This is a genomic window from Pantoea sp. MQR6, assembly GCF_022761075.1.
Lineage (GTDB): Bacteria > Pseudomonadota > Gammaproteobacteria > Enterobacterales > Enterobacteriaceae > Pantoea > Pantoea phytostimulans.
Genome location: NZ_JAKYXB010000007.1, coordinates 87,869 through 104,096 on the forward strand (window position 1 = coordinate 87,869; position 16,228 = coordinate 104,096).

The window sequence follows — 16,228 nt, forward strand, 5'->3', positions numbered from 1 at the left end:
GGAAGCAATGTGAGCAATGTCGTGCTTTCTAAGGACGCCGTTGGAGTCCCGAGAACGCATGGCAATAATAATCATTATCATTCGCGTCTGTAAAGTGTTTTTGAGAATAATTTTCATTTAATTAATTCAAAAAACCCTTGATGTTAAAAGGGATTATTCGAATCCAAACGAAAACCTTTCAGTTATTCCCCCTAAAAAAGGCACCTAACCAGTGCCTTAAAGACTTAATAACCCGCGCTGAGATCGTCCACGCTGCGCGGATCGGATGCGCCATATAATGTGCCATCTGGCCCAATCATAATGCTCTGGGTGCTGCCCATAGCGGGCAGAACTTTTACGTGCTGACCTTTATTCTCCAGCAGGCGCAGCGTATCCGGGCTAAAGCCTTTTTCAACGCGTAGCTGATCCGGCAACCATTGATGATGGAAGCGCGGCGCGTTAGTCGCTTCTGCCACATTCATACCAAAATCGATACTGTTCACCACCATTTGCAGCACAGTTGTGATGATTCGACTACCGCCTGGACTGCCAGTAACCAGCCAGGTTTTACCCTCTTTCGCCACAATGGTCGGAGACATCGATGAGAGCGGACGTTTCGCCGGTTGTACAGCATTCGCTTCTCCGCCAACCAATCCGTAAACGTTTGGCGTGCCGGGTTTGGCAGAGAAATCATCCATTTCGTTGTTCATCAGGATGCCGCTGTTGCCCGCCACAATGCCGCTGCCGAAATAGGTGTTGAGCGTGTACGTTACCGCGACCGCGTTGCCGTTCTTGTCCACCACCGAGAAATGGGTGGTCTGATTGCTTTCATAAGGCGCGAGTTTGCCGGGTTTGATCTCACTGGAAGGACGCGCTTTTGCCACATCAATCTGCTGCGCCAGCGATTTCGCATAGGCTTTGCTGGTCAATGCCTGCCAAGGAACTCTGACGAAATCTGGGTCGCCAAGATATTCAGAGCGGTCAGCGTAAGCGTATTTCTCCGCTTCAGCCATTACCTGCATTGCATCGGCGCTGCCAAAGCCCATCTTCGCTAAATCAAAGTTTTCCAAAATATTGAGGATTTGAACGATGTGAATGCCACCGGAAGAAGGAGGCGGCATCGAAAAGACCTCATAACCGCGATAGGTGCCGCTGACGGGCTTGCGCTCAACCGCGCGGTAGGCCGCTAAATCCGCTTTGTTGATCAGACCACCGTGCTGCGCCATTTCCCCGGCAATTTCGTCGGCAATATTGCCTTTGTAAAATGCGTCCGGTCCCTGCTGCGCAATTAACGCTAAGCTGTGCGCCAGATTCTTCTGCACCAGACGATCGCCCTTCTGCCACGGCGTACCGTCCGGCTTGTAGAAAATAGCTTTGCTGTTGGCATGGGTGATCAAGACTTCTTTGCCGTAGGTTTTCAGATCATCAGCCAGCGCATCGTTAACCACAAAGCCGTCGCGCGCCAGTTTAATGGCCGGTGCCAGCAAGGTGCTCAGTGGCAATGTGCCATATTTCTGCGCGGCTAAGGCAAAACCGGCCACGGTGCCTGGCGTGCCAGACGCGAGATGAGAAGTCAGTGAAAGCTTGCTGTCAGCGTTGCCTTGCTTGTCGAGGAACATATCGCGTGAAGCGTGGCCCGGCGCCATTTCACGAAAATCGATGGCAGTGGTGCGGCCTGATGCAGTGCGCAGCAGCATAAAACCTCCGCCACCCAGGTTGCCCGCCTGCGGATGCGTCACGGCTAAGGCGAATCCCACGGCAACGGCTGCATCAACGGCATTGCCGCCCTGACGCAGAATATCAACACCGACGTTTGTCGCCATCGCATCCACTGAGGCCACCATGCCGTGCTGCGCTTTTACCGGGTGAAAGGTGTCACTGTCGACGCCATACGAAACCGGCGGAGTCGAATTAGGGACCGCACTGGCCCCACTCACCACCACGAAACTCATTAACAACGACCAGCCGAGCTGGCGCACCTTGCCTTGAATTTTCATCCTGCCACCATCCTCTGTTATTTACATTTTTTTATCATTTCTTCAAGTGATTACAAATACAGCAAATTATTGAGGGTTAAGTCAAATTCGGCACACTCTTAAATGTGGAGTTTGTGATATCTAATAAACTAGAAGAGGCAATCTAAAGGTTGATTTCAGCCTATTGCACACAGCAGCGATCGCGCTTACGGAGGATTTTTTATGAAGAGATGGCTAATTGTTTTTGCGGCGCTCTTGCCGTTAACCAGCATGGCGAACACGCTGAACAGCACTAATGATCCGAACAAACCGGGCTACAATCCGAGCCAGCAGCGGATGCAGTCGCAGATGCAGAACCAGCAGCAACAGCAAAAAAGGAAGTTGCAGCAGGATCAGCAGCAGCAAAATCAGGACGTGCAGCGCAAAATGCAGGAACAGCGTGACAGTGCCCAGCAGCGTGTGATTAGAACGCAGCCGGGCCAGCAACAGAATCAGAACTAGGTAAAATCGGGGCCAATGATGTCGATGCGATCGGTACAGATGGCATCGACGCCCCACTTCAGCAACGCCCGCGCCCGCTCTGGGTTATTTACGGTATAAGCCAAAATGCGTAAGCCTGCTGCTTTGAGTTCAGCAACGCGAGCTGCACTCAACACCTTGTGATTAAGGTGTATCGACACGCAATCCAGCGCGGTGGTCTTCTCCTGCCACTGTTTATCCCAACTGTGCAACAACAATCCGCGCGGCAGCTCAGGTTCAACCTGCATGGCGGCTTCCAGCGCTTCATAAGAGAAAGAGGAGAGCAACGGTGCGGTTTGACCTTGCCACAGTTGCGCCGCAGCCTGTGCGATAGCGCGACCGGTTTCAACTTCGCTGTTAGTTGTAGGTTTGATTTCGATATTCGCCATCATCTGATGCTGACGGCAGCGCGCAGCGACGTCGGCCAACAGCGCCAGCGGCTCACCGTTAAAGTCACGGCTAAACCAGCTGCCCGCATCGAGTTTCGCCAGCTTGTCCCAGGACAACTCTCCGGCGATGCCCCAACCGTTACTGGTTCGATCAAGCGTGTCATCGTGCAGCAGAAAAATTTGCGCATCGTTCGACAGTTTGGCATCGAACTCAATCATCAAATGACCATATTTCGCACCGATATCAATCGCCGCTAAGGTGTTTTCCGGTGCCAGTTTACCGCCACCGCGATGCGCGACGATGTGCGGGTAAGGCCAGTTTTTTTGACTCATTCCAGACGCTTTCCATGGGTTGAATCGAAGAAGTGTAACGCATCTGCTGGCAGATGCAGCCACAGCGTGCTGCCCACCTTGGGACGTTCGCTGTAGGACAAGCGCACCACTAAACGTGACTCGCCAATACGCCCATGTACCAGGTTGTCCGCGCCCAGCATCTCCAGCGTTTCGACCACCATCGGAATGCCTGCCTGCTCGCGGCTGCTGATCTGAATGTGTTCCGGGCGAATGCCGAGTACCATTGGCCGGTTTGCCCATTTCGCTTTATTTATGCCAAGCGGCAGCGCGCAGGAGGCATTAAGGGTGAAACGCGTGCCGTCGCTGTTGATGTCTCCTTTCAGCAGATTCATGGCCGGCGAACCGATAAACGCGGCAACGAATTGGCTGGCGGGCCGTTCATAGACATCAACCGGCGTGCCGATCTGCTCGACAATGCCTTTGTTCATCACCATCACTCTTTGCGCCAGCGTCATCGCTTCCACTTGATCGTGCGTGACATACAGGCTGGTGGTTTTCAGGCGGCGATGCAACTGTTGCAGTTCCAACCGCATCTGCACACGCAGCCGTGCATCTAAATTGGACAGCGGTTCATCAAACAAAAATACCGCCGGTTCGCGCACAATCGCCCGGCCCATCGCAACGCGCTGGCGCTGCCCGCCAGAAAGCTCACGCGGACGGCGGCTTAAAAGTGGATCCAGCTCAAGACTGCGTGCGGCATCCAGTACGCGCTGGCGGATCTGCTCTTTTCCCATGCCGCGAATCTTTAAGCCATACGCCATGTTCTCTTCTACCGACATGTGCGGATAGAGCGCGTAATTCTGAAACACCATCGCAATACCGCGATCTTTCGGTTCTTCGTGGGTGACACGTTTGCCATCGATATAAATATCGCCTGAGCTGACGCGCTCCAGCCCAGCGACCATGCGCAGTAGGGTTGATTTGCCGCAGCCGGACGGCCCCACCATTACCATAAATTCGCCCTCATTCACCGTGACATTCAGCGGTTGAATGACCTGATTTTTTCCATCGTAGGATTTTGTCACCGCCTGAAGCGTTACACCTGCCATCTCTTATTTCTCACTCTCAACCAGGCCACGCACAAAGGCGCGCTGCATGACGAATACCACCACCACCGGTGGGATCAGGGTTAATAGCATTGCTGCCATGACTTCGTTCCACTGCGTAGGCGAACCGCTGCTGGAGATCATGCTTTTTATCCCGGCTACCGCGGTTCCCAGGCTGGCGTCGTTGATCACCAGCAACGGCCAAAGATATTGGTTCCAGCCGTAGATAAAGGTGATGACGAACAGCGCTGCCAGATTGGTTTTGGAGAGCGGCAGTACGATGTCCCAGAAAAAGCGCATCGGGCTGGCGCCATCAATGCGTGCCGCTTCAACCAGCTCATCGGGCAATGACATAAAAAACTGGCGAAACAGGAATGTCGCGGTAGCAGATGCCATCAGCGGCAGCGTTAAACCGCTGTAGCTGTCGAGCATGTTCAGATCCGCGATCACCTGCACAGTGGGGAAAATACGCACTTCAACCGGCAACATCAGGGTGATGAAAATCAGCCAGAAGAACAGCGTGCGCAGCGGAAAGCGAAACCACACCAGCGCAAAAGCGGAGAGGATCGACACCACGATTTTGCCGAAGGTGATGCCGAGCGCCATGATCATGCTGTTGAGCAGCATCATGCCAAAAGCCGGGCCGTTACCGTTGACGCCCTGTGTCCAGATGCGCGAGACGTTCTCCCATAAATGCGTGCCGGGAATTAGCGTCATTGGCACCTGATAAACCGCTTCGTTATCCAGCGTGGCGGCCACGAAAGCGACATACAGCGGAAACAGAATGGTCAGCACGCCAAGCACCAAAACGATGTGGCTAAAGATATCCAGCCCGCGTCGATTTTCAATCATTGGTATTGCACCTTACGCTCCACAAAGCGGAACTGAATCACCGTTAAGCCAATCACCAGCAGCATCAGCACCACGGATTGCGCCGCCGAGGACGACAGATCCAGGCCAGTAAATCCTTCGCGATAAATTTTGTAGATCAGCGTGGTAGTGGCCTGAACCGGACCGCCGCCGGTGGCAGCATCGATCACCGGGAAGGTATCGAAGAAGGCGTAAATCAGATTCACGACCAGCAGGAAGAAACTCACTGGTGTTATCAGCGGCAGCGATAAATTAAAGAAGCGGCGCACCGGACCTGCGCCATCGATTGCCGCCGCTTCCACCAGCGACTTAGGGATAGATTGCAGTGCAGCGAAGAAAAACAGGAAGTTATAGCTCATCTGCTGCCAGATAGAGGCCAGCACAATCAGGAACATCGCCTGTCCGCTGTTTTGCGCGTAGTTCCAGTTATAACCGACATGGTTCAGCAAGTAGCTGAACAGGCCAAGCCCAGGATTAAACAGGAACATCCACAATACCGCTGCGACAACCGGCGCGACGGCATAGGGCAGCAGCAGCAGCATTTGATAGAGCTTGCGCAGGCGAATGACGTAATCCACCAGCGCTGCCAGCAGCAGCGAAAAGGTCATGCCGCACACCGTGACCAATCCACTGAATTTTATCGTGGTCCAAAACGACGCCAGGTAATACGCATCAGCGAACAGGCGCTTGAAATTATCTAAACCGACAAAAGTGCTGGAGAGGCCAAAAGGATCGAGGTTTTGTAGCGAATACCACAGCGCTTCTCCGGCAGGCCAGAGAAAGAAAATAGCCGTAATCAGCAATTGCGGCAGCACCAGAAGATAGGGCAACGCGCTGGTGCGAAATACCGGACGAGATGAAGACATAGCGTGCTCTGCGTAAAGGAGAACAAGGGCCAGGATAAGCTGGCCCTGAAGGGCAATTACTTAACTTGCTGTTCGAAACGACGCAGCAGATCGTTGCCACGTTTCACGGCGTTATCCAGCGCGTTTTGTGGTGACTGCTTGCCGGTCCAGACGCCTTCCAGCTCCTCGTCAATCACGGTACGGATCTGCGGCATGTTGCCCAGACGCATACCTTGGGTAAACGGCAATGGCGGTTTGTTCAGCATCTGACGAGTGGCGATATCGGCACCTGGATTTTTGTCATAAAAACCCTGCTGCTTGCTCAGTGTATAAGCCGCGGTGGTAATAGGCAGATAACCGGTTTTCTGATGCCATTCGGCTGCAATTTCTGGCTGCGCGAGGAACTGCATGAATTCCGCAACGCCTTTATAAGTGCCTGCATCTTTGCCCTTCATCACCCACAAACTCGCCCCGCCGATGATGGCATTTTGCGGCGCGTTCGCGACCGTTTCGTCATACGGCATCATGCCTACGCCGAAATTGAATTTCGCATAATGGCGGATGTCGGCCAGCGAGCCGGAAGAAGCGGTGGTGATAGCGCAATCGCCGTTATAAAACTTGGCGGTGGATTCGTCTTTACGACCAAAGTAGGTGAAGTCACCTTTTTTGTTCATCTCTTCCAGCATCTGGATATGACGAACCTGGACCGGTTTGTTGAACTCCAGCACCGCGTCAGTGCCATCGAAACCGTTGTTTTTGGTTGCAACCGGCAACGCGTGCCAGGCGCTGAAGTTTTCAATTTGGATCCAGCCTTGCCAACCGCTGGCGTAGCCACAGCTCATGCCCGCTTTACGCAGCGCATCGGCGCTTTTCGCCAGTTCTTGCCAGGTTTTTGGCGGTTGATCGGGATTCAAACCCGCTTTTTTAAACGCATCTTTGTTGTAGTAAAGCACCGGCGTAGAGCTGTTAAACGGTTGTGAGATCAGATGGCCGCTTGAGTCACTGTAATAGCCGGAAACGGTAGGAACGAACTGTTTTTCATCAAACGCGATGCCTGCATCCTGGAAGAGCTGATGCACGGGCACAATGGCTTTCGATGCCATCATGGTGGCAGTGCCGACTTCATAAACCTGCAAAATCGCCGGCGCTTTGCCGGTACGCACCGCCGCAATGCCAGCGGCCAGGCTCTGCTCGTAGTTACCTTTGTAGGTCGGAACAATTTTGTAATCGGGGTGCGCCTGGTTAAAACGCTGCGCCAAAGAGTCAACTTCTTTACCCAATTCGCCCTCCATTGAGTGCCAGAAAGGAATTTCAGTGGCGGCGAGCGCATTGCCGCTGAGCGTCAGGCCCAGCACCGCACTCATCAGGCTACGACGAAAAGTAAACACGGACATATTGTTTTCCTGTGCAGGTAAGTACGCGCAAGATCGCGCATTTTTTTGTTCGCGACGTAACATGACACGGGAAAATGACGAATAAATAACGGCTTAATGACAGAGAGGTTACAGTGGAGTTTCAGGATTTAAGCAGAGTGAAGTGGATCGAAGCGTTTTTTGATGGTGCGCGCTGTCCCCCATCCCGGCCTTCCCCCGCAAAGCAGGGGAAGGAGACGCTGCCACATGCCGCTTCCTCACTAACATAGAGCAGCGTCTTCCTCCCCCATTTATGGGGGAGGATTGAGGTGGGGGGCAAACGACCTCGTACTTGAATTAGAGCAACAGGAAAACTAGGCGCCTAAATAAGCACTGCGTACCGCTTCATTGGATAACAACGCAGCGCCGGTATCTTCCAGCACCACATGGCCGTTTTCCAACACGTAACCCCGATCGGCCAGTTTCAATGCCTGATTCGCATTCTGCTCCACAAGGAAAATGGTCATCCCTTCGCTACGCAGCTGCTCAATGGTATCGAAAATTTGCTGAATAATAATCGGGGCCAGACCGAGTGAAGGCTCATCCAGCAGTAACAGACGCGGCTGGCTCATCAATGCACGACCAATCGCTAACATCTGCTGTTCGCCACCGGACATAGTTCCTGCGCGCTGTAATCTGCGCTCATCCAGACGCGGAAACAGCGCATAAACGCGCTTGATGCGCTCCTGATACTGCTGACGGCTGGCAAAAAAACCACCCATCGCCAGATTTTCTTCCACCGTCATGCGTGAAAAGACGCGACGCCCTTCCGGCACAATCGCAATCGCTTCACGCATGATGCGTGCAGTTTGCCAGTCGGTTATGGCTTTACCGTCAAAGGTGATGGAACCCTGCGTGGCGCGAGGTTCGCCACACAACGTGCCGAGCAGCGTGGTTTTACCTGCGCCGTTCGCGCCAATCAAGGTGACGATTTCGCCTTGGTTGATATACAGGCTGACATTGTGCAGCGCCTGGATTTTGCCGTAATGCGCGCTGACGTTCTCAATGGTTAGCATCGTGTTGGCCATGTTACGCCTCTCCTAAATAGGCACGGATCACATCCGGGTTATTGCGAATCTCTTCCGGCGTGCCGTTGGCTAATGGCGTTCCTTGGTTCACCACGTAAATACGATCGGAAATACCCATCACCAGCTTCATATCGTGTTCAATCAACAACACGGAAACCTTGTGATCACCGCGCAGTTCAGCAATCAACTCATCCAGTTCGTGGGTTTCTTTGGGGTTCAAACCCGCCGCGGGTTCATCCAGCATCAGAATTTCTGGGCGTGTCACCATGCAGCGGGCGATTTCCAGACGACGCTGCTGACCATACGCCAGGTTGCCCGCCTGCCGGTTTGCCATTTCCAGCAAGCCCACGCGATCCAGCCAGGTTGCGGCGCGATCCAACGCTTCACTTTCGCTGCGGCGAAACGCTGGCGTTTTCAATAATCCAGAGAACACGCCACTTTTTAGGTGCTGATGCTGCGCCACTAACAGGTTTTCAATCACCGTCATTTCGCGGAACAGACGCACATGTTGGAAGGTGCGAACGATGCCCATGCGCGCAATCTTTTGGCCCGGCAACCCTTCAAGATGCTGATCGCGCAACTTGATGCTGCCGCCGGTGGGTTTGTAGAAACCGGTCAGGCAGTTAAAAACGGTGGTTTTGCCGGCGCCATTTGGGCCAATCAAAGAAACGATCTCTTGCGGACGCAGTTCCAGCGCCACGTTATTCACGGCTAACAGGCCGCCGAAGCGCATCATCAGGCCTTCAACGGCTAACAAAGGCTGACTCATGCCTGCTCTCCTTTTTTACCCTGCTTGAGTTTCAGGTGTGGACGCTTCATCGGCAGCAGACCTTGCGGGCGCCAAATCATCATTAGCACCATTAATCCACCCAGCACCAACATGCTGTATTCATTGAGATCGCGCATAAGTTCACGCGAAACCACCAACAGAATGGCGGCGAGAATCACGGCAAACTGCGAACCCATGCCGCCCAACACCACAATCGCCAGTACAAAGGCGGATTCAACAAAGGTAAAGGATTCGGGGCTAACAAAGCCCTGTCGTGCTGCAAACAGGCTACCGGCAAACCCGGCAAAGGCGGCGCTGATGGTAAAAGCGGTGAGCTTGATGCGCGTTGGGCTGAGGCCCAGCGAGCGGCAGGCAATTTCATCTTCACGCAGCGCTTCCCACGCACGGCCCAGCGGCATGCGCAGCAGACGATTGATCACAAACAGCGTGAGCACCACCAGCAGTAGCGCAACCAAATAGAGGAAAATGATGCGGTCGCTGGGATCGTATTTCAGGCCAAAGACGTTATGGAAGGTATCCCAGCCGCCATCACGCGGGGTACGGTTAAACTCCAGCCCGAAAAAGGTGGGTTTGGGGATCTGGCTGATGCCGTTTGGACCACCGGTGATGTCGGTGTTATTGAGCAGTAAAATACGCACAATTTCGCCAAAGCCAAGCGTCACAATCGCCAAATAGTCGCCACGCAAGCGCAGCACCGGGAAACCCAGCAGTAGACCAAACATCGCTGCCACAATGCCCGCCAGCGGCAGACATTCCCAGAAACCTAAACCGAAATAGTGATTAAGCAGCGCGAAAGTGTAAGCGCCAATCGCATAGAAACCGCCGTAGCCCAATACTAACAGGCCAGAAAGGCCAACCACTACGTTGAGGCCAAGGCCAAGCATGATGTAAATCAACGTCATGGTGGCGATATCGACGGTACCGCGTGAGACCAAAAACGGCCAGGCAACAGCGGCCAGGATCATGATCCCCATCACCAGTTTCTGCTTTGGCGTGGAACCATCAATGCCGGGTAATACGAACGCGGGCAACGAAACTTTCTTCATGCCGCTCTGCCACACTGGGCGCATCAGCTGGAATAAGAATACCACCACGCAGGCAACAGCGATCCATTCCCACCGCAGACTACCGGCGTTCTGTACTATCAAATTCGTGCCATCCAGGTTCAGGCGCAACCCCATGAAAAAGGTGGCGAGAACCAGCAGCATCAACGAGGAGATAAGTGCATTAACGAAGGAAGACTTCATACTTTTTCGACCTCCGGACGCCCCAGAATTCCGGTCGGCATCACCAACAGCACCACAATCAGCAAGGCAAACGAAACCACATCTTTGTATTCAGTGCTGAGGTAGGCCGATGTCAGTGCTTCAGCAATACCCAATACTAATCCGCCAATCATCGCGCCGGGAATGCTGCCAATGCCGCCTAAAACCGCCGCGGTAAACGCTTTCATCCCCGCCATAAAGCCGATAAAGGGGTTGATTGAACCGTAGAACTGGCCTAACAGCACACCTGCAACTGCCGCCATCGCCGCACCGATCACAAAGGTCAGCGAAATCACGCGGTCAGTGTTGATCCCCAACAGGCTGGCCATTTTCAGGTCTTCAGCGCAGGCGCGACAGGCGCGGCCCATGCGGGAATAGCGGATAAACGTGGTCAACGCCAGCATCGCCAGGAAGGTCACAATCCAAATAACAATTTGCATGGTTGAAATGGTGGCGGCAAAGCCGTTGCTTTCGCCTACCGTCCATTGCCCGGTAATCAAGCTTGGCAGCGCGAGGTCGCGGGAACCTTGCGTCAGGCTGACGTAGTTTTGCAGAAAGATCGACATACCGATCGCGGAGATCAGTGCGATCAATCGCTTAGAAGAGCGCACCGGCTTATATGCCACGCGCTCAATGCTCCAGCCGTAAGCGCTGGAAATGATCACCGCCATCACGAAACCGGCGGCAATCATTAGCCACGTAGTGTCGATGCCCATCATCATCAGGGCGGCAATCACGATGAAGGAGACATAGCTACCGATCATGTAGACCTCGCCGTGGGCGAAGTTAATCATGCCGATAATGCCGTAAACCATGGTGTAACCGATGGCGATCAGCGCGTAGGTGCTGCCAAGGGTAACACCGTTGAACATTTGCTGAAGGAAATAGAGGAATTGCTCGGACATAGAATGTACCTTAAAAAAAACGTCCGTGAACTGAATGCGTTAGCGTGAATCTTTGACAGCCAGGCGGAAAGTAAAGCCGTGTTGATAAAGGCGGCATTAAAGCCGCCCCTAAAACTTATTTCACCGCAGTAGACGTACCGTCGGCATGCCACTTGAACACACCAAATTCGAAGCCTTTCAGGTCGCCCTTCTCATCCCAGCTCAGGTCGCCCATCACGGTCGGCACGGCTGCGCCCTCTTTCAGGTTCTTCACAATATCTTCTGGCTCTGCGCTCTTGCTGCGCTCCATACCAGCCACCAGCGATTGCAATGCCGCGTAGGTGGTCCAGACGAAGGGGCCGGTTGGATCGAGCTTTTTGGCTTTCAGCGCATCAACAATGGTTTTGTTGGTTGGCACTTGATCGTAACGCTTCGGTAACGTCACCAGCATGCCTTCAGAGGCAGCACCAGCAATGTTCGACAGCGAGGCATTGCCCACGCCTTCTGGTCCCATAAACTGGGTTTTCAGGCCCGCTGCACGCGCCTGGCGTACGATCTGGCCCATTTCTGGGTAGTAACCGCCGAAGTAGACGAAATCGACGTTATCTTTTTTCAGGCGGGCTACCAGCGTAGAAAAATCTTTATCGCCTGCGGTGATACCTTCAAACATCACAATGTTAGCGCCTGCGTCTTTCAGACTTTTTTGTACCGAACGCGCTAGGCCTTCGCCATATTGCTGTTTGTCATGAACGATAGCGATACGCTGTGGTTTGATCTCGCTCATCGCATATTTTGCCGCCGTAGGGCCTTGGTCAGAATCGAGGCCGGTGGTACGCATAATCAGCTTGTATCCGCGAGAGGTTAAGTCTGGCGCGGTAGCGGCTGGCGTAATCATCAGTACGCCTTCGTCTTCATAGATGTCAGAAGCGGGCTGAGTTGAAGAGGAGCAAAGATGGCCAATCACATAGCGGATGCCATCGTTAATCACTTTGTTCGCCACGGCGACCGCTTGTTTTGGGTCACAGGCATCGTCATATTTTACCGCAACCAGCTTGTCACCGTTGATGCCGCCTTTCGCGTTGATGTCTTCAATGGCCTGCGTTGCGCCTGCGAACTGCATATCGCCATATTGTGCAACCGGACCTGACATCGCACCAACGATGGCCACTTTAATGTCTTTTGCCAGCGCAGCATGGCTCATCGCCAGTGCAACGCATCCTGCCAGTAACGCGCGACCTTTCATCTTCATCCGAACTACCCCATCTGTTATGTCGTGTTTGTTGTGAGTTGCTTTATTTTCTGCCAGATAAAGTTGAAAACTGATTAAACAATAATGAGTTAGCACGCTTTTCTGGCATTTATTGGTAATAAGGCTTTATTTTTCAGCTCATTAAACAGGATGTTTCTTCGGTAAATCAACTGACATATTCAGTAACGGCAGGGTTACGCAGCATAATCTACTGGATGCAATGGCCGTATTTTCACCATTTCTCCAGCGCATTATGCTGGTTTATGCCTCAGGTTTACTTGTTTACAACTATCATTCTGGCATCCAGGCCAACTTTTGACCTGTTTTATTCAGGAAAATCTGTTGGCGCTGTGGTTGTATAATTTCGCTACACTTCCTCTTTTAAACCAACAGGTGTTTGCCATGAAACTCACTATCCTGCGCTTAACAGCGTTTACAACGCAGGACCGCATCGACTTAGGCAAAGTTTGGCCTGAACTGGACATAGAAAAGTTAGAGCAGTCGCTGAGCGAGAATCATCGGCTGTATGCGGCGCGTTTTAATGACCGCTTGTTAGCTGCGCTGCAACTGGAAATTTCGGGGATACACGGAAAGGTACATCGCTTAAGGGTGCGGGATGCCACGCGGCGTCGCGGCGTTGGGCAATATCTGCTGGAAGAGACCATGGCGCAGAATCCGTCGCTGGCGGATTGGTGGATTGCGGATGATGGCAGTGATGATCAAAGAATTCGTGCGGCGTTTATGCAGGCCTGTGGATTCAGGGCGCAAACCGACGGCTGGGTGAAGTGAGTTTCAGGCTATAAACCACAGGCAACAAAAAGGGCGACATGTTGTCGCCCTCTTTCATTAACGCTTCGCGTTATTACGCTTCGATCGCCATACGCAGTTTTTTCATGGCATTCTTCTCGAGCTGTCGCACACGTTCTGCTGACACGCCGTACTGATCGGCTAACTCTTGCAGCGTGGTTTTGTTGTCTTCATCTAACCAACGTGCACGGATAATGTGCTGGCTGCGTTCGTCGAGGCCTTCCATCGCATAGCTCAGCTTGTCTGCCGCATGCGAATCCCAGTTATCCTCTTCGATGCCGTCCGCGAAGTCTGAGGTTTTATCCTGCAGATACAACACGGGTGCCATGGATTTACCTTCACCGCTTTCATCGTCTGCGGACATATCGAAGGTCATATCCTGTGCGGCCATACGTGATTCCATTTCACGCACGTCTTTACTGCTTACGCCCAGTTCACGCGCAACCATTTCAACTTCATCCTGGTTAAACCAGCCCAGACGCTGCTTGGTTTTACGCAGGTTAAAGAACAACTTACGTTGTGCTTTCGTGGTAGCGACTTTCACGATACGCCAGTTACGCAGCACGTATTCGTGAATCTCGGCTTTAATCCAGTGCACGGCAAAAGAAACCAGACGCACACCCACTTCAGGGTTGAAGCGACGCACGGCTTTCATTAAGCCGATGTTGCCCTCCTGAATCAGGTCCGCTTGCGGCAGGCCGTAACCGGAATAATTACGAGCGATATGAACTACAAAGCGTAGGTGAGACAGGATCAGCGTCTTTGCCGCATCCAGATCGCCCTGGTAATGCAGCCGTTCAGCCAACGCTTTTTCCTCTTCTGCCGACAGCATCGGCCAGACATTGGCAGCCCGAATGTATGATTCCAGGTTACCAAGAGGAGCAATAGCTAAAGTTTGCATTTCTTTGGTCATTCAAACCCTCACAAATCAAGTGGAATAGCTGCACAGTTCTTTGAACCGTCGTCCTTGAGCAGACGCTACAGTATGTCAACGCCGCTAAAAGTTCGAAAGCAATCTGTGCTACTTATTGGATGATAAAGTTATCCACAAGTTCAATATTAGCGGTGCATATTTTACACACAGATGACAAGAAGGAAAGCGGGGAAAAGATCCTCTGCTTTCCCTTGTCGATAGCAGAGGACCATTATAGCAAAAAAATGTTGCAGGCGTTTACTGGGGCGTAAAACGACGTAAATGTTGAACTGTCGCCAGCCAGGCGGCGATCCAACCAATGATCGCGGCAATCAGTAATAGCAGCAACGCTTCATCCCAGGAAAAACCTTCCAGCAAGAATGTGGTGCCAAACACCGATGCAACGTTAGCCACTACCGATTGTAGCCTTAACACCAATACTTCCGACAGGATCAAGGATAATACCGCGCCGCTTAGGCCTAACAATGCGCCGCCGTATAAAAACGGACGCAGAATAAAGCCGTCGGTGGCGCCAATCAGTTTCTGCACATTGATGGTGTCGCGCCGGGCAAAGATGCTGAGCCGCACGCTGTTGCCTATCACCAGGAACACCGCGATGATCATCAGGATGCCAATCATCGACGCAATTTGACCGACTAATCCTGTTAATGCCGCTAACCTGGCAAACCAGCTGTCATCCATACGCACTTCATCCACGCCCTGCACTTTCGCCACGCTGTCGCGCAGATTTTGCATAGTGTCTGAATTTTGGAAATTAAGTTTCGGCGTGATGATAGCCACTGCCGGCAGCGGATTTTGCTCCAGCATATCCATTGCACCACCAAACCCAGACCAGTTGCGGAACTCGTTCAACGCTTCTTCGCGGGTCAGATAATTGACGTTATCCACACCATCGACTTGCTTAAGCTGTGCCACCACGTTTTCTGCTGCTGTATCATCCAACGTTTTGGAGAGATAAACCGTCAACTGCGGCGCGGGATACCATTGCGTCGCGGCCTGACTCACGTTTTTCCACACCATGTAGCAGACGCTGGGCAAGGTAAGCGAAATCGCAATGACCATCACCGTTAACAGCGTTGCCAGCGGTTGACGCCACATATCTGACAGCGTGCCGCGCAGGGCATAACGCCACTGTTCCTGCCAGCCGCCTTTCAGCGCTTTGCTTTTTGACGGCTGCTTCGCTTTTGGCGCCGCTGGGCGTTTATTGCGTTTATTGACCATCGTGGCCTCCATGCAAACGTCCCTGATTCAGCGTCATCACACGATACTGACGACGCGCAATCAAGCCGCTGTCGTGCGTTGCCATCAACACCGTTACGCCAACGCGATTAAACTCCTCGAACAGCCGAAGAATATCTTCCGACAGTGCATCGTCAAGGTTACCGGTGGGCTCATCCGCCAGCAATACAGCGGGTTTGTTAACCACTGCGCGCGCAATACCAACGCGCTGCTGTTCACCACCAGAAAGCTGAATCGGAAAACTTTTCGCTTTGTCGAGTAAGCCGACTTTATCCAGTGCCGCTGACACGCGACGACGAATATCTTCGCCGCTGGCACCCGAAATGATCAGCGGAATCGCCACGTTTTCATAAACGGAACGATCCATCAGCAGATGATGATCCTGGAAAATCATGCCGATTTGGCGACGCAGGAATGGCACCTCGCTGTTGCGCAGACGAGAAATATCATGACCGCTAAACCAAATTTGTCCGGCGCTTGGACGTTCAATGCCGCATATCAACTTCAGCAACGTACTTTTACCGGCACCAGAATGGCCGGTCAGGAACGCCATTTCGCCGGGACGCAGATGAAAATCCACGCCCTGCAACGCCTGACGTCCACCGAGATATGCCTTACTCACCTCTTGAAAGCGAATCATCC

Annotated in this window: 16 protein-coding genes; 2 read left to right on the plus strand and 14 right to left on the minus strand. The window is 52.8% G+C overall.

From position 1 onward, the window contains the following. Nucleotides 1–224: 224 nt before the first annotated feature. The gene (ggt, locus tag MUG06_RS20560; RefSeq protein ID WP_243079874.1) at nt 225–1,976 is read right to left on the minus strand and encodes a gamma-glutamyltransferase; all 1,752 of its coding nucleotides are present in this window, start codon (nt 1,974–1,976) and stop codon (nt 225–227) included. Nucleotides 1,977–2,177: 201 nt separating this feature from the next. Here ggt and MUG06_RS20565 point away from each other — a divergent pair, with 201 nt between their 5' ends. Beyond that, entirely contained in the window at nt 2,178–2,456 is a 279-nt protein-coding gene (locus MUG06_RS20565) for a DUF2756 domain-containing protein (protein WP_243079875.1), read from the plus strand. On the opposite strand, the gene ugpQ is transcribed toward MUG06_RS20565, so the two are convergent. From ugpQ to MUG06_RS20615, 10 genes are all read right to left on the minus strand, one after another. Continuing rightward, a complete protein-coding gene (ugpQ, locus tag MUG06_RS20570; RefSeq protein ID WP_243079876.1) occupies nt 2,453–3,196 on the minus strand; it encodes a glycerophosphodiester phosphodiesterase in 744 nt (247 codons plus the stop codon). The two genes, MUG06_RS20565 and ugpQ, sit on opposite strands and share 4 nt — an antisense overlap. Next, nucleotides 3,193–4,266 carry a sn-glycerol-3-phosphate import ATP-binding protein UgpC gene (locus MUG06_RS20575; RefSeq protein ID WP_243079877.1) on the minus strand — a complete coding sequence of 358 codons (1,074 nt, stop codon included), beginning with the start codon at nt 4,264–4,266 and terminating at the stop codon, nt 3,193–3,195. Before MUG06_RS20575 ends, ugpQ begins: the two co-directional genes overlap by 4 nt. 3 nt (nt 4,267–4,269) lie before the next feature. Then, entirely contained in the window at nt 4,270–5,115 is an 846-nt protein-coding gene (gene ugpE, locus MUG06_RS20580) for a sn-glycerol-3-phosphate ABC transporter permease UgpE (protein ID WP_215845361.1), read from the minus strand. Continuing rightward, entirely contained in the window at nt 5,112–5,999 is an 888-nt protein-coding gene (gene ugpA / locus MUG06_RS20585; RefSeq protein WP_215845360.1) for a sn-glycerol-3-phosphate ABC transporter permease UgpA, read from the minus strand. Before ugpA ends, ugpE begins: the two co-directional genes overlap by 4 nt. 56 nt (nt 6,000–6,055) lie before the next feature. Beyond that, the gene (ugpB, locus tag MUG06_RS20590; protein ID WP_243079955.1) at nt 6,056–7,342 is read right to left on the minus strand and encodes a sn-glycerol-3-phosphate ABC transporter substrate-binding protein UgpB; all 1,287 of its coding nucleotides are present in this window, start codon (nt 7,340–7,342) and stop codon (nt 6,056–6,058) included. 362 nt (nt 7,343–7,704) lie between these two features. Beyond that, nucleotides 7,705–8,418: a high-affinity branched-chain amino acid ABC transporter ATP-binding protein LivF gene (gene livF, locus MUG06_RS20595; protein WP_215845359.1), complete on the minus strand. Its 714-nt coding sequence runs from the start codon at nt 8,416–8,418 to the stop codon at nt 7,705–7,707. A gap of 1 nt (nt 8,419) precedes the next feature. After that, nucleotides 8,420–9,187, minus strand: a complete 768-nt coding sequence (gene livG, locus MUG06_RS20600; RefSeq protein ID WP_215845358.1) for a high-affinity branched-chain amino acid ABC transporter ATP-binding protein LivG — start codon at nt 9,185–9,187, stop codon at nt 8,420–8,422. Next, nucleotides 9,184–10,455 (minus strand): high-affinity branched-chain amino acid ABC transporter permease LivM, encoded by a 1,272-nt coding sequence (locus MUG06_RS20605; RefSeq protein ID WP_215845357.1) that lies wholly within the window; start codon nt 10,453–10,455, stop codon nt 9,184–9,186. The genes livG and MUG06_RS20605 overlap by 4 nt, the downstream gene beginning before the upstream one ends. Next, nucleotides 10,452–11,378 (minus strand): high-affinity branched-chain amino acid ABC transporter permease LivH, encoded by a 927-nt coding sequence (livH, locus tag MUG06_RS20610; protein WP_215845356.1) that lies wholly within the window; start codon nt 11,376–11,378, stop codon nt 10,452–10,454. The genes MUG06_RS20605 and livH overlap by 4 nt, the downstream gene beginning before the upstream one ends. A gap of 115 nt (nt 11,379–11,493) precedes the next feature. Beyond that, a complete protein-coding gene (locus MUG06_RS20615) occupies nt 11,494–12,606 on the minus strand; it encodes a branched-chain amino acid ABC transporter substrate-binding protein (protein WP_215845355.1) in 1,113 nt (370 codons plus the stop codon). A 402-nt stretch (nt 12,607–13,008) separates the two neighbouring features. On the opposite strand from MUG06_RS20615, the gene panM reads away from it, so the two are divergent. After that, nucleotides 13,009–13,395: an aspartate 1-decarboxylase autocleavage activator PanM gene (gene panM / locus MUG06_RS20620; protein ID WP_215845354.1), complete on the plus strand. Its 387-nt coding sequence runs from the start codon at nt 13,009–13,011 to the stop codon at nt 13,393–13,395. 73 nt (nt 13,396–13,468) lie between these two features. Here panM and rpoH read toward each other — a convergent pair whose 3' ends face one another. The 3 genes from rpoH to ftsE all read right to left on the minus strand — a co-directional run bounded on the left by rpoH (nt 13,469) and on the right by ftsE (nt 16,226). Beyond that, entirely contained in the window at nt 13,469–14,326 is an 858-nt protein-coding gene (gene rpoH, locus MUG06_RS20625) for an RNA polymerase sigma factor RpoH (RefSeq protein WP_215845353.1), read from the minus strand. 258 nt (nt 14,327–14,584) lie between these two features. After that, complete coding sequence (ftsX, locus tag MUG06_RS20630) at nt 14,585–15,568, minus strand: permease-like cell division protein FtsX (protein ID WP_215845352.1); 984 nt, start codon at nt 15,566–15,568, stop codon at nt 14,585–14,587. Then, a complete protein-coding gene (ftsE, locus tag MUG06_RS20635; RefSeq protein ID WP_215845351.1) occupies nt 15,558–16,226 on the minus strand; it encodes a cell division ATP-binding protein FtsE in 669 nt (222 codons plus the stop codon). Before ftsE ends, ftsX begins: the two co-directional genes overlap by 11 nt. Nucleotides 16,227–16,228 lie beyond the last annotated feature (2 nt).